23 protein-coding genes are annotated in these 21,512 nt (G+C 37.0%); 17 read left to right on the top strand and 6 right to left on the bottom strand.

The genetic code is table 11. The features are described from left to right. Positions 1-112: 112 nt before the first annotated feature. Complete coding sequence (locus EKM68_RS12235) at positions 113-931, bottom strand: DUF5067 domain-containing protein (protein ID WP_164509442.1); 819 nt, start codon at positions 929-931, stop codon at positions 113-115. A gap of 217 nt (positions 932-1,148) precedes the next feature. Here EKM68_RS12235 and EKM68_RS12240 point away from each other — a divergent pair, with 217 nt between their 5' ends. The 3 genes from EKM68_RS12240 (at position 1,149) to EKM68_RS12250 (ending at position 3,114) form a co-directional block, all read left to right on the top strand. Then, a complete protein-coding gene (locus EKM68_RS12240; RefSeq protein WP_225423011.1) occupies positions 1,149-1,364 on the top strand; it encodes a hypothetical protein in 216 nt (71 codons plus the stop codon). 99 nt (positions 1,365-1,463) lie between these two features. Beyond that, a complete protein-coding gene (locus tag EKM68_RS12245) occupies positions 1,464-2,342 on the top strand; it encodes a cation diffusion facilitator family transporter (protein ID WP_125591098.1) in 879 nt (292 codons plus the stop codon). A gap of 103 nt (positions 2,343-2,445) precedes the next feature. Then, complete coding sequence (locus EKM68_RS12250; protein ID WP_125591099.1) at positions 2,446-3,114, top strand: 2,3-bisphosphoglycerate-dependent phosphoglycerate mutase; 669 nt, start codon at positions 2,446-2,448, stop codon at positions 3,112-3,114. A gap of 45 nt (positions 3,115-3,159) precedes the next feature. Here EKM68_RS12250 and EKM68_RS12255 read toward each other — a convergent pair whose 3' ends face one another. Together EKM68_RS12255 and EKM68_RS12260 are read right to left on the bottom strand one after the other, a co-directional pair. Continuing rightward, positions 3,160-5,244: a KUP/HAK/KT family potassium transporter gene (locus EKM68_RS12255; protein WP_125591100.1), complete on the bottom strand. Its 2,085-nt coding sequence runs from the start codon at positions 5,242-5,244 to the stop codon at positions 3,160-3,162. A gap of 131 nt (positions 5,245-5,375) precedes the next feature. Further along, the gene (locus EKM68_RS12260; protein WP_125591101.1) at positions 5,376-7,799 is read right to left on the bottom strand and encodes a Xaa-Pro dipeptidyl-peptidase; all 2,424 of its coding nucleotides are present in this window, start codon (positions 7,797-7,799) and stop codon (positions 5,376-5,378) included. A gap of 428 nt (positions 7,800-8,227) precedes the next feature. Here EKM68_RS12260 and EKM68_RS12265 point away from each other — a divergent pair, with 428 nt between their 5' ends. Both EKM68_RS12265 and EKM68_RS13875 read left to right on the top strand, forming a co-directional pair. After that, positions 8,228-8,761, top strand: a complete 534-nt coding sequence (locus tag EKM68_RS12265) for a VanZ family protein (protein WP_125591102.1) — start codon at positions 8,228-8,230, stop codon at positions 8,759-8,761. 165 nt (positions 8,762-8,926) lie between these two features. Beyond that, a complete protein-coding gene (locus EKM68_RS13875; RefSeq protein WP_404810808.1) occupies positions 8,927-9,034 on the top strand; it encodes a hypothetical protein in 108 nt (35 codons plus the stop codon). Positions 9,035-9,276: 242 nt separating this feature from the next. On the opposite strand, the gene EKM68_RS12275 is transcribed toward EKM68_RS13875, so the two are convergent. Genes EKM68_RS12275 through EKM68_RS12285 form a run of 3 tightly spaced genes read right to left on the bottom strand, consistent with a single transcriptional unit; the run spans position 9,277 to position 11,635 of the window. Continuing rightward, positions 9,277-10,617, bottom strand: coding sequence for a C1 family peptidase (locus EKM68_RS12275; RefSeq protein ID WP_125591103.1), 1,341 nt, complete (start codon positions 10,615-10,617; stop codon positions 9,277-9,279). A gap of 28 nt (positions 10,618-10,645) precedes the next feature. After that, positions 10,646-11,335 (bottom strand): ribose-5-phosphate isomerase RpiA, encoded by a 690-nt coding sequence (rpiA, locus tag EKM68_RS12280; protein WP_125591104.1) that lies wholly within the window; start codon positions 11,333-11,335, stop codon positions 10,646-10,648. Then, positions 11,336-11,635: a GNAT family N-acetyltransferase gene (locus tag EKM68_RS12285; RefSeq protein WP_125591105.1), complete on the bottom strand. Its 300-nt coding sequence runs from the start codon at positions 11,633-11,635 to the stop codon at positions 11,336-11,338. It abuts the gene before it with no gap. 134 nt (positions 11,636-11,769) lie between these two features. Between EKM68_RS12285 and EKM68_RS12290 the strand changes: the two genes are divergently transcribed. From EKM68_RS12290 to rplK, 12 genes are all read left to right on the top strand, one after another. Further along, positions 11,770-12,312: a dCTP deaminase/dUTPase family protein gene (locus EKM68_RS12290; RefSeq protein ID WP_125591106.1), complete on the top strand. Its 543-nt coding sequence runs from the start codon at positions 11,770-11,772 to the stop codon at positions 12,310-12,312. Between the two features lie 24 nt (positions 12,313-12,336). Next, positions 12,337-13,707, top strand: coding sequence for a DNA repair protein RadA (gene radA, locus EKM68_RS12295; RefSeq protein ID WP_125591107.1), 1,371 nt, complete (start codon positions 12,337-12,339; stop codon positions 13,705-13,707). 17 nt (positions 13,708-13,724) lie between these two features. Next, on the top strand, positions 13,725-14,984 hold the full coding sequence (locus EKM68_RS12300) for a PIN/TRAM domain-containing protein (protein WP_125591108.1): 1,260 nt from the start codon (positions 13,725-13,727) through the stop codon (positions 14,982-14,984). Next, positions 14,965-16,461, top strand: a complete 1,497-nt coding sequence (gene gltX, locus EKM68_RS12305) for a glutamate--tRNA ligase (RefSeq protein WP_125591109.1) — start codon at positions 14,965-14,967, stop codon at positions 16,459-16,461. Before EKM68_RS12300 ends, gltX begins: the two co-directional genes overlap by 20 nt. An 80-nt stretch (positions 16,462-16,541) precedes the next feature. Then, on the top strand, positions 16,542-17,945 hold the full coding sequence (gene cysS, locus EKM68_RS12310) for a cysteine--tRNA ligase (RefSeq protein WP_125591110.1): 1,404 nt from the start codon (positions 16,542-16,544) through the stop codon (positions 17,943-17,945). Continuing rightward, positions 17,938-18,351, top strand: coding sequence for a Mini-ribonuclease 3 (locus EKM68_RS12315; protein WP_125591111.1), 414 nt, complete (start codon positions 17,938-17,940; stop codon positions 18,349-18,351). The genes cysS and EKM68_RS12315 overlap by 8 nt, the downstream gene beginning before the upstream one ends. Then, positions 18,332-19,123, top strand: coding sequence for a 23S rRNA (guanosine(2251)-2'-O)-methyltransferase RlmB (gene rlmB, locus EKM68_RS12320; protein WP_125591112.1), 792 nt, complete (start codon positions 18,332-18,334; stop codon positions 19,121-19,123). Before EKM68_RS12315 ends, rlmB begins: the two co-directional genes overlap by 20 nt. Before the next feature lie 190 nt (positions 19,124-19,313). Next, on the top strand, positions 19,314-19,868 hold the full coding sequence (locus tag EKM68_RS12325) for a sigma-70 family RNA polymerase sigma factor (RefSeq protein ID WP_164509443.1): 555 nt from the start codon (positions 19,314-19,316) through the stop codon (positions 19,866-19,868). Between the two features lie 84 nt (positions 19,869-19,952). Next, a complete protein-coding gene (gene rpmG / locus EKM68_RS12330; RefSeq protein ID WP_125591114.1) occupies positions 19,953-20,102 on the top strand; it encodes a 50S ribosomal protein L33 in 150 nt (49 codons plus the stop codon). A 13-nt stretch (positions 20,103-20,115) separates the two neighbouring features. Further along, on the top strand, positions 20,116-20,304 hold the full coding sequence (gene secE, locus EKM68_RS12335) for a preprotein translocase subunit SecE (protein WP_125591115.1): 189 nt from the start codon (positions 20,116-20,118) through the stop codon (positions 20,302-20,304). A gap of 99 nt (positions 20,305-20,403) precedes the next feature. Next, positions 20,404-20,943, top strand: coding sequence for a transcription termination/antitermination protein NusG (gene nusG / locus EKM68_RS12340; RefSeq protein ID WP_125591116.1), 540 nt, complete (start codon positions 20,404-20,406; stop codon positions 20,941-20,943). Between the two features lie 125 nt (positions 20,944-21,068). Continuing rightward, on the top strand, positions 21,069-21,494 hold the full coding sequence (rplK, locus tag EKM68_RS12345; protein WP_125565663.1) for a 50S ribosomal protein L11: 426 nt from the start codon (positions 21,069-21,071) through the stop codon (positions 21,492-21,494). Positions 21,495-21,512: the final 18 nt, after the last annotated feature.

A 21,512-nucleotide genomic window follows, 5' to 3' on the forward strand; every position in this document is an offset into this window, starting at 1 on the left:
AGTGATGTTCTTTTTGTTTTAAAAGAGTACAAAAAAACTGGTATTGATTATTCATCAATACCAGAAAGTATAGAACCAAGGATTCTCCACAAAGAGAATCCTTTTTTTTGCTCTATTTTAATTTGAATGGTTGCATGGTATCCATCAGGTCATTAGTTTTGATGTTTCTGAAGTACATATTTACATCAGAATCAGTGTTATTTACTTTGACTAGAAGTGCGCCATCGAAGTTCTTGCCGGTTTGAACTTGTTGCGTATTCGATGCATTGACTAGGTCGGCGTAATCCCCAGTTGCACTAGTTGGATCAAGTTGTTTGTCATCTTGTTTCAAGATGATCGAGTTAGCCTGAACTTGTTGAGGTATTTCTGGCGTCTGAGTCTTGTTAGTATAATTATATTTGACTAGCAAAGCAGCGTCACCATTAGCATCTTTAACTAGTTTGACATCATTAGATATTTTGAAAGTAAACCAGTCAGTATCATAGCTGAGTTTGTTATATGTACCAGCGTTATTGACAGAATTTGTTTTTGAATCGGCTTTTTTGTCAGCGGCTTTATCCTTGGTCTCGTCAGTTGCTTTTTGAGCAGCCTGCTTGGTGGATTTTTTAGCTTTCTTTTTAGGCGTAGTTTTTTTGCTTGATTGAACTTTTTCAATATTATTTGATTTTGGTGCTGTATTTTTTGAAACGTTGACGCGCCAAATAATTAGTCCAACCACAATGATGACAATAGCTGCAATTATCATCGAAATAATAAAGGAATTTTTTTGATAAAAAGGAGTATTTTGGCGTCGCACAGCCCCACGTGCTGAACGGCTATTTGAAGTGGTGCTTTGTTCCATGTTTCTTTGCACTCTGCTGTTGCTATCACGATTATTATTTTGTGTATTAGAACTACGTTTACGGTTTTCTCTGTTAGTACGTCTATCCATATTTTTCTCCCTAAGTACGTATCCCATAAGTTAACTAAACAATTTACTATTTATAGTCAATAATATCATATTTTTTTTCATGGAAAATAAGAACTATTACACAAAAATTCTTTTTTTATGAATTTAGTCAAAAGGTGTTGTAACGTCTTTTGAAAAGTGGTATAAATATCTGGTCGAAACATCAGGGGTGTTTATCATTTTATAAAAGGGGGTCACAATGATGTTGTTTTTTGGTAATCATGGCGATTATGAAGTAACATGCAAATTCTTAGATAAGACAGGCCAACGAATTGCTAAGAAGCGCATTTGTCATAATGTTTCTAAGAAAGAAGCTAGTGACAGTATGAGAGATTATGTTACAAACAGATTCTCTGATATTATTGATGTAGCTCATCCAATTAAAGTTGTAGCTAAACCAGCTATGACAAAATAATGCGGAATAGTATTAAGAAATAAGCTGAGTGTCAGATCGGCCTATTTTTTTTGCATTTTTTTTGAAAATGGTAAGATGTACCTAAAGGGAAGTGATGTCATGGATCATACAAAAATTACTGGAAAAAGATTTTTGGCTGTTACTGCTTTGAATCTTTTAATCACCATTGCTGAATTCTTTGGTGGAGTTATTTCTGGTTCTTTGGGATTATTATCTGATGCAGTTCATAATTTGGAAGACTCACTTTCAATCGTTATTTCATACGTTGCCAATGTGATTGGTCGCCGTCAGAATAATTCCGAGAAGACGTTTGGTTATAAGCGAGCTGAGATCCTGGCAGCTTTTGTTAATTCCAGTATTTTGATTGTGATAACAATACTTATGATTATTGAATCGATCAGAAGATTTCAGACGCCACAACATATCAATGGTACTTTGATGATGGCCGTATCAGTCATTGGTTTGTTAGCTAATTTGATTTCGATGTTAGCTCTGTGGTCGGGTTCCAAGGACAACTTGAATATTAAGGCGACATTCTTGCATATGTTATCTGATACATTGTCATCAGTTGGCGTTTTTGTTGCTTCGATTTTTGTAACACTATTTAATTGGAATTGGGTCGATCCAGCAATTACGATTATTATCGCCATATGGCTTCTTAAAGAAGCTTTTGATGTTGTGAAGGAAACTATCAACATCCTGATGGAAGCAAGCCCTAAGATTGATTTAGAGGCTGTTAAGAGGACTGTTCTAACTGTGCCTGATGTTGTTGGTATACATCATGTCCATGTTTGGATGATCGATGAAAATTTCATTATCTTAGATGCACACATAAATGTCAGAAAAAAATGCAATATGGATCAACTTGAGATTGTTTATGATCAAGTGGATAAACTATTGAAAGAAAAATTTGGTGTTGCGCATATTACATTACAGGCTGAATGTACTCGTGGACTAGATGAACCAATGATCGATTAAAAAAAATAAATAAAAAAATGAATGAAAATCAATATAATATTTTCATTCATTTTTTGTGATAATATAAAAGAGAATACTGCAAGAAAGTTGGTAATGTCGGAAGATGGTAAAACTTATCATGGTAAGACATGGACAAAGCACAGCCAATGCAACAAATGATTACACTGGCTGGAATGACGTTGAATTAACACAAAAGGGAATCGACCAAGCACATGAAGCCGCTGCTCAAATACAAAATATGAACATTAAAGAAGTACATACTTCAGTATTGAAGCGAGCAATCATGACAGCTTATATTATCCAAGATGATCTGGACATCAATTATGTTCCGATCATTAAGTCGTGGCGACTAAATGAACGTCATTATGGGGCTCTTAGAGGTCAGAATAAGGATACTACTAGAGAAGAATATGGAGTTGAACAAGTTAGACTATGGCGTCGAAGTTACTATACAATGCCACCTAAGTTAGCTCATCCTGATCCGTTAGTTGGTCCTTACAAATACCTCGATCCAAGAGCGATGCCGGTCTCAGAGAGCTTGTTTCAAGCATATAAGCGTATCGTGCCATATTACACAGATGTTGTTGCACCACAATTACTTGATGGCAAAAATCAGTTGATCGTAGCGCACGGAAGTACTATTCGTGCTTTGATCAAGTATTTGGAAGATGTGAGTGATTCTGATATTGATGGGATCGAAGTCGCTAACGGAGTTCCGTTGATTTATGAGCTGGATGCAAAATTGAATATTATCAAAACTAATCGTAAATAAAAAGCTGATTTCCGTTTTGGAAATCAGCTTTATTTTTTTGCTTATTTAATCGTCTTCATCGTCATCAATTGGCTGATCGATCGGAAGATCTTGTAGTGCGGAACGATCCTTACGTACCAAACGAAGTCGGTTCATTGAGACCTTACCAAGGACTAATGGAACACGTTCTTCCATAACGTCACTATATGATAGTCCAAACCAACTTGCAGGTGAGATGAACTTTTGTAGAGCTAGACGAGCGTGAATGATACTCTTCTTGATTCCACTGATCTTAGTGTCAGGTGAGAGTACTTCTTTGATAAGAATGAATGAGAAGTCACCAACTTGACGATCAGGGATAGTTGTATATTTCTGTGGTTGTGGCTTGATCTCACCGTTAGACATCATATCATTGACGACTTGTCGTAGATAGACGTTAACCTTTTGATCGACACGGAAGCCAAGATACAACTGAACGCTGACCATGTAATCAGTATCGAATGTTTCAACCGAGTACGCAGCCGTATAAGGCTCATCAGTAACATTAACTGTTACGAACCAGTATACTTCAGCACGTTTCGGTCGTTTATCGAGAATCGAATAAAGAATGTTCTTCTTGATACGATAGCCATCATGAACTTTTGTAAGATAAACCAAGTTAGTTGTATATAGCGGATAACTTGGATCTTTTCTTAAGTCATTCAATTGATGCTTGAATGCTAGTAGAGAAGCGAAGTGACTTCTGAAAGTATTGTCGTCCATCAGACGATCACCATATCTCCAAATGAACATGACACTGATAAGAATAGCTGCGATACCCATAGTAATGTAAGCACCATGAATGAATTTGCTACTATTTGTAACGAAGAAAATACTTTCGATGATGAAGAAGAAACTAATAATAACCGTTGTGAAGAAGCGATTTGCACGTTTCATCAACAACCATTGATGTAATAGGATCGTAGTCATCAACATGGTAATGGTAATTTCAAGTCCGTATGCATTAGACATGTTTTCGGAAGTCTTGAAGAACATAACGATGAATAGACAAACTACCCAAATAATTGAGTTGACAGTTGGAATATACAACTGTCCTTTGAAGTTTGTAGGATAGTATGTTTTCAAACGTGGGAAGATTCTTAGCTTTGTTGCTTCAGATACAAGTGTGTATGAACCTGAGATCAAAGCTTGAGAAGCGATGATTGCGGCAAAGGCTGACAACAAAATCCCAAATAATCTAAGGTTAGCAGGCATTGATTCATAGAATGGATTCATGGCTGATCCCATTGATTGCAATACTGTATTGTCTTTAAGACGCATCAACCAAGCTGCTTGTCCTAAATAACTTAGTAACAAACAAATCTTAACAAAAGGCCAACTGGTATAAATATTTGGACGTCCAACATGTCCCATATCTGAATAGAGTGCTTCAGCACCAGTTGTGGCAAGGAAGATACTACCCAGAATAAAGATACCACGGATATTCATCGGACTCTGCAATAATGCAATAGCGTAGTAAGGGTTCAATGCACGAATAATTGTCCAGTCGAATGAGATGTTATAAATACCCATCAATCCGAGGAAGGCGAACCAAACTAACATGATTGGACCAAAAGCCCGACCAATCAGTTGCGTACCGAATCGCTGAATAAAGAATAGCGTTGATAAAATAACCATGGTAATGATAATAACTTGAGTCTGGTTATTGATCAAAATATTATTATTGAATTTGACACCTTTCAATCCCTCAATTGCTGCTGTAACAGTAACAGCAGGTGTCATCATTCCATCGGCTAAGAAGGTGGCTCCACCAACCATTGCCGGTATTAATAGCCATTTGGCGCGCTTTCTAACTAAAGTGTAAAGGGCAAAAATACCACCTTCACCTCGGTTATCAGCACGTAAGGCTATTAACACATACTTGATGGTCGTAACCAAAGTAAGTGTCCAAAATATTAAAGATACACTACCCAAAATAAAATTGGTGGACATTTTATCAAGTCCACCATTTCCCACCATCAATGAGTGCATAACGTATAGAGGTGAGGTACCAATATCTCCATACACGATTCCTAAAGCAATTAGGAATCCAGCAAAACTCATTTTTGAATGAGGATTATTTTTTAGTGAATTCAATTGATTTTTTTCCATATAAATAATCTCCAAATTAAACAGTTCAACGGCGATTATAACATTAGAAATGGTTGCATGAAACCTTTTAATTTTGGTCTAGTTGTGGCAACCGTGATGTCAATGTTAAAATCGATTTTTGGTTCAAATCGTTATTCCTCGTGAATAGGAACCGAAATATTAGATTCGCCAGTTTGAATTGAGTATTCAATATCTTGATTACCACGAATAGTCATACCAAAGTCTGTTGCATAAACTACTAATCCTAGTTTGTGACCTTCAGGGATGCGGTAAAAAGTTGGTTGTAGTTCCACAGAAATCGGATAAAACTTATTTGGTTCAAGGTCGCTTACTTTATACGCATTTTCTCTATTTTGCAAGTTAATATGACCCTTAGTTATCATCTTATAATTTGTTTTCGATCCTAGGGTGAATTCACGTAAATCATCTTCACGCCAATCATAAGTTTCAGCTAATCCATTATGAGCTAATAGAGTGGGTGAAACCTTGAATCGCTTAGCGTCACCATAATCAATCAATTGGAAACTAAGCATTCCCATATCTTTACTGGAAGCAACGTTCAAATTGACATTTACTTTTCCGTCAATAACAGTTTCTTCTATATTATTAGTTGTAAACAATAAACGATGCTTTGACATTTCATCATTGTCACTATCAGTTAAATCTGTTTGCCATTGGTCGTTATGGTTCTTGTAACGGTCAAATGTTTCACCTTCAAGATGATCACTGAAAGTTAACTTTTCGTTGGTACTGTCGGCTATAGAAAGCTTATCACTTGATAAATTATATTTAATCGTAGGATTATCCTGATTACTCCAATCACGATAACTATTCCAAGTTTCCGGTTGAACATTATCTTGAATCAATACATCAGGAATTATCTTTTCAGCTTGATTATCGACGCCAAGAAGTTCGTGAGTTAACCACAGATTGATAATGTCAGTGTAATCGACAGAACGAAAGGCATTGATATAGATGTGTTGACCTTGATGTAAGATTATCTTCTGTGTAACGCCGTTATGACGAATGCCGTTCCACAATCTTTCGACATTTCGTGGTTTAACATTCCAATCGTTTAGACCGTGAACCATTAAGACATCAGCTTTGATGTTTTTGAAGTTCTTATGATAATTGCGAGCATCCCAAAAAGCATTGTAATCGCCGGTTGTTCGATCCTGTCCATTAGTAATTTCTTTGAGTTTCTTATCCCACAATGGTTTGATTTTGTGGAAGTCACCAGGTTGTAGACGGCGACTGAATGTTTCTTCAGCCAATATGTCAGCGTCTTCGCCAGGGAAACCTCCGGGTGCAATGACAAGTCCGCCATCACGATAATAATCATACCAACTAGAAATGGCAGCTTCACTGATTACGGTCTTTAATCCTTCAACACCTGAAGTAGCAGCAGCAGTTGCTAGTGTTCCTAGATATGATCTACCAGTCATAGCAACTGACTTGTTAGACCACCAAGCTTTGATTTCGATATTATCGACTTTGTTAGTGAAAGCACGACGATTGCCGGCTAACCACTCAATAATTGAGACGGTTGATGTTGTTTCTTCAGGATCGCCAGTAGTTCTTACACCATCAGAATCCTTGGTTCCGATTCCTGCGGCATAGACAACGGCAAAACCACGTGCTAAGAAGTAATCATTCAATGTGTACGATTGTTCTCTGGCAAATGTTTCTTCGGCAATTTCAACTTGTCCGTTGACAGATCTTGGTTTCGGTAATTTTTTATCTGGTATTTTGTATTCAATATCGGCATATTCTAAGTCATTTGGCTCTTTGTGTTCCAGTGGGATATTAACGTTGTGCATTAATTTTTCACCAGTTTCATCATTAGTACCTTGGTTGTATGGACTAGCAGTATAGAGCACTGGAAACTTTAATCCGTCTTCAGTTTCGGCAGGACGTAGAATCTCAGCTTTGAGTAAATCCAATTTGCCATCATCATCAGTATCTTGTGGTGATTCAACATAAACGACTTCACGAATTAATTTATGCGGATTAAAAACAGGCATTGATTTTCCGTTGAACAATAACGGTTCACCGATTTCACCATAAAAGGGCAGGAAGTATCCGTTAGCAGCCAGTGAATCAATGAATGTTTGACCATTTTTATTGTGAGTTGCTAAGAGCCAATACCATGCGGATTTCAATTCGTTTATGGTAAAGACATTTCCTTCGTGCTCGGCAATCTTGAGTTGAATCTTTTTCATAGCAGCTAGTGGATCCTCGAATGAGAAATCTACATCAGGGTTGAACTCTAGTAATTGTAAGGCAATGTTGTAGAAAGCCTGAATTGATAATTCATCGTTGGTTTTTAGGTACTCTAGGGCATCTTGATCTGGCGTTGCCATATAAGTAGACAATTTTTGTTCGAAGGTAGCTTTTGACTTAGCCTTTAAAAAGCTCAGTCTCAAGAGATCTGTGTACAAATCAATCGGATTGTTTATCATTTCGTTGTTAGACGTTAAGAAATGAAGGTTTTGTAATTCTTGAATCTGTGTGTCAAAGTCAGTTGGACGAATGGCAAATTGATTATTTTTCATATGAACAACTCCTTCTTATTATAATTTTCATTATAGGGTATTGAGGTAACTAAAAAAAGGCACTGCCTACTTTTAAGGCTTTTCCTTAAATTTGGTTAAAAGTTAGTAGTCCCCAGGTTGAAAATATTCACATGCTGTGCGGACCAATCCGAGCTTGAGGATCTGGTTGTTTTTCGGTTTGAAAACTTTCCGATTAATTGATTTGTTTTATTAGACAAAATGATTTTTGCTAGACTTATATTAATGAAATTGGTGGGTTATGATCGTTATCAGTTTTGTGATCATTAATGTGGTTTGTTTATGTGTTAAATTTTGTTGTAAGGAATCAATCCGGTTCTCTTCACAAAAAAATCGCACTTTCTTCGGGTTGTTTAAACTAAAGGGCAGTATAATTTGAACAACACAAAAATAAAAAAGGGGCGATGTAATTGCGTTGGATACCTTTATTAGTAGTACTGAGCCTGTCATTTATAAGTGGACTTTATATTCTTGGCAGTATTGATGAGGTAAAACGTCGGAGCGTATTTCTAATTAGATTGACTTATTTGACCTTTCTAGGAGTAATTTTGTTTACACCGTTATCTTTCGATGGTGTAGCCGTTTATATCATGCCGGCGGGAATAGGAAGAGTTAATTTGCATTATATTTATGTTGGTCTGGGATTCATTGAAAATATTATTTTAACCATTCCATTGGGATTTTTGATTAAGAAGATTTTTCCAAATATGTCACTAATCTTAATAGTCCCACTTAGTTTTATAATGGGAGTGGGCTTTGAATTGACGCAGTATTATTTATCACATACGTTCTTGATTAATCGAGTCTCTGATATCAATGATGTTATTGCTAATGGAATCGGAGTTGCCGTCGGTGCGACTTTAGCTTTGGTTTACTATTATGTTTATGAGAAAAAATTATCTAAAAAAAAATTTAGAATCAGTGTACGGCGTTATGAAGGCTAATTCATAACGCTTTTTTATCTTCAAAATTAATAACGGCGTTGTACTTGTCAGCATAATATTAAATCTAATTATTCACATGAATTTTATTAAATTGATATTTAGGGTAGAGTTAATTAAAAGTGTAAAGGGGAAATAATGATGTCAGAATTTGTGAAACAGCTTAGGATGTATCGAACAGACAGAGGAATCCCCCAAGATGATTTGGCCGGTAAATTATTCGTAACTAGGCAAGCTATTTCCAAGTGGGAATATGTGAATCTACTCCTGATTTAAATAATTTGTTTCAACTCACATAATCAATTCAATGATTCTGAAATTAAACCAACTTTTGTTGCTAACAATTATCAGTAAGTTCAAGAAATTGTGATGAATTCAGATTTTTAGTTATGGATACATCATATAAAAAATGAGTTGTATCACACTTAAAGAACCAAGTAATTAGGTGTGATACAACTCATTTTTATTAGTTTTATATGTTATTGGAAACAAATTGCTAAAGCCAGATTTATCAAGCTTTATGCAAGTGCGCCCATTGGATCCCAAGGTGCGAGAACTTTTGGTTCTTGAGATTCTGTTTCAAATGTTTTCTTCAAATCGTCACTCAAGTATTTCTTGTTGATAACTAATTGGTAAACATATTGGTCGAACCATGAGTCACTCATTACGAAGTAACCCTTTGTTCCGACCTTTTCACCCCATGAGTTTTCAACTTTCCACTTAGTTGGTTTGCCGTTTTCGTCTAGATCAACACCTGTTAGTACCATGGCATGTGTCATCATACTTTCGATGTAGTCTAGTCGCTCAGCTTTGGTCATTGATAGATCAGTGTTAAATAGTCCTTCAACATCATAGATATTTGTGTCCATGATACCGATCTTACGATCAGAACTTTGGCCAACATCACTACCAAACCAAACTGCTTCACCGTCTTGCAACTGTTTAACAGCTAGATTCTTGAAGTCATTGATTTCAAGGTTCAGGTGACGTACTTGACGCCCGCCCAAGACATTTCCTAGCATTTCTACGGTATAGACATGGTTGTAAGGTTTATCAGTTGTAGGTGCATTGATAGTTGAGATATAACTGTCTAGATCCCAGCCAACATACTTCTTGAAGAATTCTTGAGGTGTGATGCTTGTTTCCTTGTGATAGTTCTTATCATCATCGCGATAGGCCCAGTCGAATTTAGTAGGTGGCTCGCCAACTGTGTATACCAAAATCTTGTAGATTTCACTAAGCATTTCGTTCTTAACACGCTCAATATCTTCTTCAGATTTTCCAGCATTAACTAAATCACGCAATGCAATAGCATTTTTACGTAATTTAGTATTAAGAACAGTATTTAGTTCTGAGGATTTTGTTCTGCTATATGTATCTGGCATAACGCTCTTAGGAACGACACCGTATTTGGCAACAAGTGCCATGATCATGTCCCATTGTCCACCATCTTGTTGAGGTGTCGTCATCAAGAAGTCAACTTTACGATCGCCCACTGGAAGAGCAGCAGTGTTGATAACATTTTCATAGAAGAAGTTAGATTTTTCTAGTTTGTCCCAGAACAACATGTAGCCTTCTGATAATTCGAAGCCCTTGATCTTGAACTTAGCTTGGATAGGGTGTCTCATAGTATTTAAAGCGGCAAATACCCAGCATAATCCAGATTGTTTTTGGTCAGCAACAGAACCAGTGTCTAATTCAACTGAAAAAGTAGGATCCATTGCAATTTTGGAAGCGACAGTCTCACTTGATTGTAAAATACCGTTATTAGCTACGGCATTCTTGATTGCAGATGAACCTGGTGTTTGTTCAAAGGCTGTTTGAAATTTTTCTAGTTCTTTTGAAGTAATTTCCTTCATAAAATCTCTCCCTCAATTATTTATTTGATTAACGAACGTCCTTGATAACTTTTGGACCATCATCCTGACCGACGATAACAGTGTTGACTAAGTCTAAGAATAGTCCATGTGCGACGATTCCGACTTGATGGTCCAGCCAGTCAGCTAGTAGATGCGGGTGATCGATTTCACCCATCTTCAAGTCGATGACATAGTTCTTATTGTGAGTTAATACTCGCTTACCATTGTCATCTAAACGGAACACGGGATGCAACTCTTCTGCTTGTAGGTCAGCAAAAGTTTTCTCACAACCAAAGGGAATTACTTCTAGTGGTAGTGGGAAACTGCCAAGTTTGTCGGCCATTTTTGATTGGTCAACGATCCAAATGTTCTTATGAGAATTTGTAGCAACCATTTTTTCAAGAAGGTGAGCAGCTCCACCGCCCTTGATACCTTGGAAGTTTTTGTCGATCTGATCAGCACCGTCGATCGTTAAGTCGATGTGGTCAATGTCGTTTAGGTCTTTCATAGGAATGCCAAGGCCTTCGGCTTGTTTTTGAGAACGTGAAGATGTTGCAACACCAACGATATTCTTGATTTCGCCAGCTTGGTATCTCTTGCCAAGTTCTTCGATCATATAATAAACAGTTGAGCCAGTACCTAATCCAACTACTGTATTGCTTTCAACGAAGTCAACGGACTTGATTCCGACGGCCTTCTTTAATTCATCTTGATTCAATTAACGTTCCTCCTCTAAGAGCTTTTGGTAATTTTCGGTTAATAAATAACGGATCTCTGGTTTGTTCTTGAATGCAAGTTTGGCATATTCACACACAGGAACAATTTTTAAATTTTTCCCGTCTGCATAATCCAAAACTTCATTAAGCAGTTTTCCAGCAATACCTTGTCCACGATAATTTTCATTCACAAAGGTATGGTCGATTGAAATAACGCCATCTTTAACAGGTGAGTAAGTTATTTCACCAACAAGTTCATCTTCTTCAATAAAAAAACGACCGTCTTCTTGTTTTATTTCCATAAACTACCTTCTCTCTATATATTAATTACCTTAATATTACCGTATTAGCGGAATAAAGTCAGTCGAATCAATAGTTTTATAACGGTTTAAATGCTATTATTTTAGTTATCTAATGATAATGGGAGAGTTTCGATTTGACAAAAAAACGTGGTTTTGAAATCGTAAAAAAATATCAAGATAAAGGTATCAATTTACCAATTCGTCAGACCAAAAATGCTGCTGGATATGACATTGAAAGTGCAGAAGATTTTGTTGTACCTTCAATGTGGAAATTTGGCGTATTGAATGTTATCAAATTTATTTTTGGTAAGGGTAAAGTTGACGAAGCACAAACAAAAGAAATTCAAAAAAATATCAAGCCAGTTTTGGTACCAACTGGTGTTAAAGCATATATGCAGGATGATGAAGTATTGATCATCGCTAGTCGTTCTAGTAACCCCTTGAAACGTGGACTATCGATTCCTAACGGAATAGGTGTGGTGGATGCTGACTATTACAATAATGAAGGGAATGAAGGAGAGCTGTTCATTCAATTGATCAATTTCTTTCCATTCGATTACACAGTCAAAAAAGGTGAACGCCTTGCTCAAGGAATCTTCATCAAATATTTAACAACTGATGAAGATGAGGGTGGTTTGAAGGAACGCCAAGGTGGATTCGGTTCATCCGGCATATAATGTATTTAGAAAGGAATTATTTTATTGGCTAAATCAAAATCAAAATTTGTTTGTCAGAATTGTGGCTACGTTTCACCTAAGTATTTAGGACGCTGTCCTAATTGTGGCGTTTGGAATCAGATGGTTGAAGAAATAGAACACGCTGAATCTGCTAAGGCTACTCCAAGCCGCAGAACTAGTGACTTGGACTCTAAACCTATAAAAATAAATGATGTGTCATTTCAAAAAGAACCACGTGTTAAAACTGACTTGTCAGAATTGAACCGGGTTCTGGGTGGTGGAATTGTTCCTGGGTCACTTGTCTTAATTGGTGGTGATCCTGGTATTGGTAAGTCAACACTATTGACGCAAGTTGCTGGTCAGTTACAAAAGACTGGTGGAAAAGTATTATATGTCTCTGGTGAAGAAAGTGCTTCACAGATCAAGATGCGTGCTGATCGACTAGATGTTCACGGGGATGAGTTGTATATCTATCCTCAGACTGATATGAGTTACATTCGTGACACGATCAATAGTATGAATCCTGATTATTTGATCATAGATTCGATTCAAACAATGGATGAACCAGAGATCTCATCAGCAGTCGGAAGTATCTCACAAGTACGTGAGGTAACATCTGAATTGATGAATATTGCCAAGCAGCAAAATATCACCGTATTCGTTGTTGGACATGTTACCAAAGGTGGCGCAATCGCCGGTCCAAAAATATTGGAACATATGGTAGATACTGTTCTATACTTTGAGGGAGATACTCATCATAGTTATAGAATTTTACGTTCAGTTAAGAATCGTTTTGGTTCGACTAACGAGATCGGTATCTTCGAAATGCAGACGAAGGGATTAGTCGAGGTTGCCAATCCATCTGAGATATTTCTTGAAGAGCGTCTCAAGGATGCCAATGGTTCTGCAGTTGTTGTTTCTATGGAAGGAACACGTCCAATTCTCGTTGAGATTCAATCATTGATCACACCAACTATTTTTGGCAATGCTAAGCGTACGGCAACTGGCTTAGATCATAATCGAGTATCGGTTATTATGGCAGTACTCGAAAAACGTGGTAATCTAATGCTTCAGAACCAAGATGCTTATCTGAAGTCAACTGGTGGTGTAAAATTAGATGAGCCAGCTATTGATTTGGCATTGGCAATGTCTATTGCATCTAGTTACAAGAATATTGGTATTCCAGCCACGGACTGTTTTGTCGGCGAAGTCGGACTTACTGGTGAAGTACGTCGAGTTAATCGAATCGATCAACGGGTTAATGAAGCTGAAAAACTTGGTTTCCAACGTATTTTTGTACCCAAGAATAACTTGGGTGATTGGACTAAGAACAATAAGATTCAGATTATTGGCGTAAGCACTGTTCTAGAAGCAATGAACAAAATATTTAACTAGGAGGTATATATTTATATATGCGAAAATATATTATTAATGCAATCTTCGCATTGTTTGGCTTAGCAGTTGGTATCACGCTTTTGCCAGCATTGTGGATCGTTGCAGGATTAGATAGTGTACGTTTATTAAATAACGGCTATGTTAACGGACTTATTGGATTAATTATATTTTATTTACTGTCGTTTCTATTTATTAAACCCATCACAGATTTAAATACTAGAATCGAAAAATATCTTAATTCTCGTTCGCCGGGGTGGATAATTTTTGGTGCGATATTCTTAATTGGAGGATTGGTTTTAGCAAACATCATTTCGATTCCTTTCTATATGATGCACAATTGGTTTGCTAATATCATTCCAGTTATCTTAATGATAATCTTTGGATTCTTAGGATTCCGAATGGGAACTAGTCGTCGTAATGATTGGAAGAGTTTTTCAATCACTAAGCGTAAGGCAACTGAACCTGATGATGACAAAAAGGATATGGATTACGATGGTGAAATAATGCGCCGTTCATCCAAAAAAGATTTTTATCCATATAAGATTCTTGATACGTCGGTTGTTATCGATGGTCGGATTCACCAATTAGCACAAACTGGATTTCTTGAAGGTAAGATCATGGTGCCTGATTTTGTTGTGCATGAATTGCAACTTATCTCCGATTCCAGTGATAATCAGAAACGTGAACGTGGTCGTCGCGGACTTGATATCTTAAATGAGATGAAGATGGATACTACTATCGACATTGAGACAACGACGCGTGATTATGATAATATTCCGGAAGTTGATATGAAGTTACTTAAATTAGCCAAAGAAATAGGTGGCGCTGTTTTAACGAATGACTATAATTTAAGTAAGGTAAGTGAATTTCAGAATGTTCAAGTGCTTAACATCAATGAATTAGCCAAAGTTTTGAAACCTATGGTTTTGCCAGGCGAAACAATGACTGTTAAAGTAATTAAAGCGGGTACTGAACGTGAACAAGGTGTTGCATATCTAGAAGACGGGACAATGGTCGTTGTCGAAGATGGTAAATACTTCATCGACAAGTCGGTTGATGTCGTTGTAACTAGTGCATTGCAAACTGATGCTGGTAAAATGATATTTGCTAAGCCTAAACATTCAATGAATGGTATCCAAAGCAACACAAGTAACAATGTTAACAATAGTAATAAGAAGAATAGTTCTAAAGAGAGTTCAAATAATGCCAATAAGAATTCTAAGAACAATTCTAGAAATAAAAGGGGAGAACGTAGAAATGGCAAACAAGTCAGATAATAAAATTCGTGTGAGATATGCACCAAGTCCAACAGGACATTTACACATTGGTAATGCTAGAACAGCTATCTTCAATTACCTATTTGCAAGAAGTCACAAAGGTACCTTTGTAATTCGTATCGAAGATACAGATACAAAGCGTAACGTTGAAGGTGGAGAACAAAGTCAACTAGAGAACCTTAAATGGTTAGGCGTTGACTGGGATGAAGGTCCAGATGTCGGTGGTAATTATGGTCCATATCGTCAATCAGAAAGAAAAGACATCTACCAAAAATATATCCAAGAATTGCTTGATAAAGGTCTAGCTTACGAATCATATCTGACTGAAGAACAGCTTACAAAGATGCGTGAAGAACAAGAAGCCAACGGAGAAATGCCTCATTATGAGTATGAATTTGCTGGAATGAGTGAAGAAGAAAAGGCAGCTAAAATTCAAGAATCAAAAGATGCCGGATTGACTCCAGTTATTAGAATTCACGTTCCAAAGGGCAAAACTTATGAATGGGATGACATCGTTAAGGGGAAGGTTTCAATCGATTCAGATACAATCGGTGGAGACTGGGTTATCCAAAAACGCGATGGTATGCCAACATATAACTTTGCCGTTGTAATTGATGACCACTTGATGGAAATAAGTCATGTTCTTCGTGGTGATGACCATGTTGCCAATACTCCAAAACAATTAATGATCTATGAAGACTTGGGTTGGGACGCTCCTAAGTTTGGTCACATGACACTTATCATTAACACTGAAACTGGTAAAAAACTAAGTAAACGTGATGAATCTATCCTACAATTTATTGAGCAATATCGTACTTTGGGTTATTTACCAGAGGCTATGTTCAACTTCATTACACTATTAGGTTGGTCACCAGTTGGTGAGGAAGAATTGTTCACTCGCAAACAATTTATCAAGATTTTTGATGAAAATCGTTTGAGCAAATCACCAGCTAAGTTTGATCAAAAGAAACTAGAATGGGTCAACAATCAATATGTTAAGAGTGCTGATGCTAGTGAAATTACTGACTTAGTACTTGAAAATTTAATCGAAGGCAAACGTATTCCTGACGATCCTGACACAAACACAATTCAATGGGTAAGACACTTAACAGAATTGTATATGCCACAAATGTCATATACACAACAAATCGTTGAATTATCAGACATCTTCTTCAATCAACCAGATGTATTGACAGATGACGAACAAAAAGAACTTGAAGAGGACGATTCACGTAAAGCTATTGAAGATCTACGTGGCAAGTTGGAAAAACTTGATCGTTTCACAGCAAAGCAAATTATGGCTGCTATTCAAGGTGTTCGTGCTGATACTGGCGTTAAAGGTAGAAAACTCTACATGCCAGCTAGAATTGCTGCTACACGTACAATGCATGGTCCAGCAATCGCTGAAGCAATCGAATTGATCGGTAAAGAAAAGTCATTAGCCAATATTGATAAGACATTGAGCCAAATGAAATAAAATTACATATCTTAAAAGAGAGGTTGAAGGAAAACTTTTGTTTTGCCTCAATCTCTTTTTTCTTGTAGAAAGGAGAATATATGCTAAAAATATTCAACACACTAACACGTGAAAAAGAAGAATTTAAACCACTAAATCCAGGCGAGGTTCACATGTATGTCTGTGGTCCGACTGTCTACAATTACATTCATATTGGTAATGCACGTTCGATCGTAGCATTTGATACGGTGCGTCGTTATCTAGAATATTTAGGATATAAAGTTAAGTTTGTTTCTAACTTTACTGATGTCGATGACAAGATGATCAAAGAAGCCAACCGTGAGAATATCACTGTGCCTGAAGTGGCTGACAAATTCATCAAAGCATTTTTTGAAGACATCGATAAGTTAAATGTGCAACGTGCAACAGTTAATCCGCGCGCCACTGAAAATATCGAAGAAATCGTTGATTTTATTGCTGACTTAGTTGATAAAGGTTACGCATACGAATCAGACGGCGATGTTTTCTACCGTGCTCGTAAGTTTGAACACTATGGCGAATTATCAGATCAAAATATTGATCAATTAGTTCAAGGTGCCAGTGAACATGTTGGCGAAACTGAATTTGATAAGAAACAAGATCCAATTGACTTTGCTCTTTGGAAAAAGGCAAAACCAGGTGAGATAAAATGGGATTCACCTTGGGGAGAAGGTCGTCCGGGCTGGCATATTGAATGTTCAGTCATGTCAACCAAGTATCTCGGTGATACATTTGATATTCACGGTGGTGGCCAAGATTTGGAATTTCCTCATCATGAGAATGAAATCGCTCAAAGTGAAGCTAAGACGGGCAAGAAGTTTGTCAATTATTGGATGCACAATGGTTTTGTAACTGTTGAAAACAACGAGAAGATGAGTAAGTCGCTTGGCAATTTTGTGACAGTTCATGATATGGTCAAGGACATTGACCCACAAGTGTTGAGGTTCTTCTTGTCTTCAACACATTATCGTCGACCACTAGAATACTCGAAATCTAACTTGCAAAAAGCTGCTGACAACTATGAACGAATCAAGACTGCGTACAATAATTTGAACTTCAGATTGGATAATGCTGATGGTGCTGCTGATGATGTCAAACCAGAAGTAGATGCGATTACCGACAAGTTCAAGTCAGCCATGAATGATGATTTTAACGTTCAAAATGGAATAACTGAAATCTTTGAAATGGTAACATTAGCTAACAACTATAGTTCACAAGATAATATTAATTCTGAAAGTGCAAAATATATTTTGAATGAGTTAGCAAGTTTATCAGGTATACTAGGAATTCAATTCGGTGAAAAAGAAGACCTATCTGAAGAAATTCAAGCAATGGTCGAAAAACGTGATCAAGCTCGTGCCGACAAAGATTTCGCAACAAGTGATGAGTTACGTGATAAATTAAAGGAAATGGGAGTTATCTTAGAAGATACTCCACAAGGAACACGGTGGCATATAGATGGTTAAGATCGAACAATTAAATGGTGTGACGTTAGCTTATTTAGGAGATGCTGTTTATGAAGTATTCATTCGTGAACACTTATTAGACTTAGATATCACTAAGGTCAACCAGTTACAAAACAAGGCGACACATTATGTTTCGGCCAAAGCACAGGCGGCACTGATTGCGTTGATGATAGATGAAGATGTTTTGTCAGAAGATGAGATTCGTATCTACAAGAATGGACGTAATGCTAAGAAATATACTAAGGCTAAAAACACGAGTGTCGTGACGTATCATATGTCCACAGGGTTTGAAGCACTATTTGGTTATTTGGACGTCAGTGGTCAAAAGGACCGTGTAGCCGAACTTGCACAATGGTGTATCGACAAAGTAGAATCGGGGGAAACTGATGCAGAAAAACTCAAATAATAATCGCGATAGCAATCGTGATGATGAAGAAGAAGTAGAACTAGTTTTTGGTCACCACTCAGTAGTAGAACTATTGAAGTCGCCAACAGCGGGTCAACGTGTCAATAAAGTTTTAGTTCAAAAGGGACTAAAAAGTTCACACATTGGTGAGGTCATTGAGCTTGCTAAACGTAGTAAGTTAATTGTTCAAGAGGTTCCTAAGAATAAATTGGACGATATTAGCAATGGTGGTAATCATCAAGGGATGGCCGCATATATTGCACCTTACCAATACGCTGAATTAGACGATATTTTTAAAATAGCTAAGAAAAAAAATGAAGATCCGTTTATTTTGATTCTTGATCGAATTGAAGATCCGCATAACTTGGGTTCAATTCTTAGAACAGCCGATGCCGTCGGTGTACATGGAATTATTGTCCCTAAGCATCGTTCAACTGGATTGACTTCAGTTGTCGCTAAGACTTCAACAGGCGCAATTGAGCATGTTCCAGTTGTTCGTGTGACTAACTTAGTTAATACGATCAATGACCTCAAAAAAGAAAATGTTTGGGTCTTTGGTACTGCCATGGAGGGTGATAATTATCGGACATGGAATGCCAAGGGTCCAGTTGCACTTGTAATTGGTAATGAAGGTAAAGGAGTTTCACCACTAGTTCTCAAACAAGTAGATCAAACCTTGAGTATACCAATGGTTGGTCACGTTCAAAGCTTGAACGCCAGTGTTGCGACTGGTGTCTTGTTGTATCAAGCGTTTGCTTCAAGACATGCATAAGGTGGAAAAGGATTTCATCAATTGATAACTGATGAAATCCTTTTTTGGTATAAGAATGTTTTCATAGATAAAGTCTTGAATTAGCCAACGAAGTTTTTGTAAACAAACGTTCGCTTAAAACGGCATAGAATACATGATAATTTTAAATAAGGAAAACCATTCAAATATATTATGAATGGAGAAAAAGTGCATGAACAACTTAGAGCTTGCACTCATCAAATTAGTAAAGGAGGACGCCAACTCAATTGCGTTAGAATCATTGGTCGAACGATATCGCCCAATGATCGACAATATGTACTTCCAGTACAAAATAGGTTTATACGACCAAAATGACTGGTATCAGGAGGCACTGATCGTTTGTTATGCCACTTGCAAAATTTTTGACGGAGCAAGTGGTTCAAAATTCGGCAGTTTCTTCAAATTAAAATTCAAAAATCACATAATTGATATTGTTCGTAGAGAAAATACAGTCAAACGGCAGGCTAACCAATTAGCGTGTTCTTATGAACAAGTGATTATTGATGAAAGCCCAAATGAATTCATAAAAAATTATGTTCACTTATTAGATACTTCGAGTTATTTGGAACAAGCAGTGGAGGATTTAAGCAAGCTGGAATTGATTGCATTACAATTCTTATTAGGAGAATTAAAAATTCATATAGCCTGTGAATTAGCAATGTGTGATACTAGGCAATTGCATCGGGCTGCCAATAGATGTAGACTCAAAATTATGGAGCACATGTAATTTGTCATCTGTTTGTCATGGACTTTTCTACATTTAAAATCTATAATGTAAAAGATATAAACTGCATAGAATGTGGAGAGACTCATGGGATTAAGAAAAGTAGCATTGGCTTGTAGCGTTTGTGGATCAAGAAATTATACGGTTCAAGAGAACCCAAACCGCACAGAACGACTAGAAGTTAACAAATTTTGTAAGCATTGTGGCAAGCACACATTACATAAAGAAACACGCTAATCTGGAGGACTAAATGAAATTATTTAAATTTTTTGGTAGTGTAAGAAAAGAAATGAAATTGGTTGTTTGGCCTACTGCAAAGGAAAACAGACGTGATACATGGACTGTTGTTGCTACATCTTTGATGTATGCTATTTTCTTCGCCGTTATTGATTGGGGACTAGTAGCATTACTCCAACAATTTGTAATGGGAAGCAAATAAGATTGTAAGTACACAGATAATTTGATATGCTTTAAGTAATGAAAGAAAACTTCGACCTTTGTTCGAGGTTTTTTTATTTTGATTTTTTTGGAGGAAATTATGGCTGAAGCTGGCGACAAACAATGGTATGTCTTACATACTTACTCAGGATACGAAAATAAAGTTAAGGAAAATTTGGAATCACGTGCCTCATCAATGGGTATGGAAGATTATATTTTCAGAGCAGTAGTACCTGAAGAAGAAGAAACAGAAACAAAAAATGGTAAACAAAAGACAGAAATGAAAAAGACTTTCCCAGGATACGTTCTTGTTGAAATGGTTATGAGTGACGAATCATGGTTCGTTGTTCGTAATACACCTGGTGTTACAGGATTCGTTGGAAGTCACGGTTCAGGAAGCAAGCCAGCACCATTATTACCAGAAGAAATAGATCATATTCTTGACGATCTTGGTATCAGTGTAAAAGCTGGTAACGACTTCGAAGTTGGCGAGAACGTTACGATTGTTAACGGACCATTCGCTAATATGACGGGTAAAGTTACAGAAATTGATGATGATCATGACAAAATTAAAGTTGATGTCGACATGTTCGGACGTATGACAAGTGCCGAAGTTGACTTTGCAGATGTTCAAAAATAACAAATTATATTGATAAAGGATTGTTTCCGTGCTACTATAATACGGTATGTTTTTAAGACATACATGTGGGAGAGAAAATTTAAATTCTCAATATGACCACATCACGGATCAAGGAGGTATGCACCGTGGCTAAAAAAGTTGCTAACGTAGTAAAATTACAAATTCCTGCTGGACAGGCTACTCCAGCTCCACCAGTTGGTCCTGCTTTGGGACAAGCTGGTATTAACATTGTTGCCTTTACAAAAGACTTCAATGCTCGTACAGCAGATCAACAAGGAATGATTATTCCCGTTGTTATCTCTGTATACGAAGATCGTTCATTCGATTTCGTTACAAAGACACCACCTGCAGCTGTTCTATTGAAAAAGGCTGCCGGCGTTGAAAAAGGCTCTGGCGAACCTAACAAGAACAAGGTTGCCACTGTCACAAACGACCAAGTTCGCGAAATTGCTGAAACCAAGATGAAAGACCTAAACGCTGCAAGTGTTGAATCTGCAATGCGTATGGTTGCTGGTACTGCAAGAAGTATGGGCTTTACAGTAGAAGACTAGACAATAAGCAGTTTACAG

Source organism: Companilactobacillus jidongensis (assembly GCF_003946575.1).
GTDB lineage: Bacteria > Bacillota > Bacilli > Lactobacillales > Lactobacillaceae > Companilactobacillus > Companilactobacillus jidongensis.

Coding starts and splice junctions, on each gene's coding strand:
- cysS (WP_125591110.1), top strand. CDS start 16,542: ATGCTAAAAATATTCAACACACTAACACGTGAAAAAGAAGAATTTAAA.
- EKM68_RS12250 (WP_125591099.1), top strand. CDS start 2,446: ATGGTAAAACTTATCATGGTAAGACATGGACAAAGCACAGCCAATGCA.
- EKM68_RS12235 (WP_164509442.1), bottom strand. CDS start 931: ATGGATAGACGTACTAACAGAGAAAACCGTAAACGTAGTTCTAATACA.
- nusG (WP_125591116.1), top strand. CDS start 20,404: ATGGCTGAAGCTGGCGACAAACAATGGTATGTCTTACATACTTACTCA.
- EKM68_RS12260 (WP_125591101.1), bottom strand. CDS start 7,799: ATGAAAAATAATCAATTTGCCATTCGTCCAACTGACTTTGACACACAG.
- EKM68_RS12300 (WP_125591108.1), top strand. CDS start 13,725: ATGCGAAAATATATTATTAATGCAATCTTCGCATTGTTTGGCTTAGCA.
- rlmB (WP_125591112.1), top strand. CDS start 18,332: ATGCAGAAAAACTCAAATAATAATCGCGATAGCAATCGTGATGATGAA.
- EKM68_RS12315 (WP_125591111.1), top strand. CDS start 17,938: ATGGTTAAGATCGAACAATTAAATGGTGTGACGTTAGCTTATTTAGGA.
- EKM68_RS12255 (WP_125591100.1), bottom strand. CDS start 5,244: ATGGAAAAAAATCAATTGAATTCACTAAAAAATAATCCTCATTCAAAA.
- rpmG (WP_125591114.1), top strand. CDS start 19,953: ATGGGATTAAGAAAAGTAGCATTGGCTTGTAGCGTTTGTGGATCAAGA.
- secE (WP_125591115.1), top strand. CDS start 20,116: ATGAAATTATTTAAATTTTTTGGTAGTGTAAGAAAAGAAATGAAATTG.
- EKM68_RS12325 (WP_164509443.1), top strand. CDS start 19,314: ATGAACAACTTAGAGCTTGCACTCATCAAATTAGTAAAGGAGGACGCC.
- EKM68_RS12285 (WP_125591105.1), bottom strand. CDS start 11,635: ATGGAAATAAAACAAGAAGACGGTCGTTTTTTTATTGAAGAAGATGAA.
- EKM68_RS12245 (WP_125591098.1), top strand. CDS start 1,464: ATGGATCATACAAAAATTACTGGAAAAAGATTTTTGGCTGTTACTGCT.
- EKM68_RS12275 (WP_125591103.1), bottom strand. CDS start 10,617: ATGAAGGAAATTACTTCAAAAGAACTAGAAAAATTTCAAACAGCCTTT.
- EKM68_RS12240 (WP_225423011.1), top strand. CDS start 1,149: ATGATGTTGTTTTTTGGTAATCATGGCGATTATGAAGTAACATGCAAA.
- gltX (WP_125591109.1), top strand. CDS start 14,965: ATGGCAAACAAGTCAGATAATAAAATTCGTGTGAGATATGCACCAAGT.
- EKM68_RS13875 (WP_404810808.1), top strand. CDS start 8,927: ATGTATCGAACAGACAGAGGAATCCCCCAAGATGATTTGGCCGGTAAA.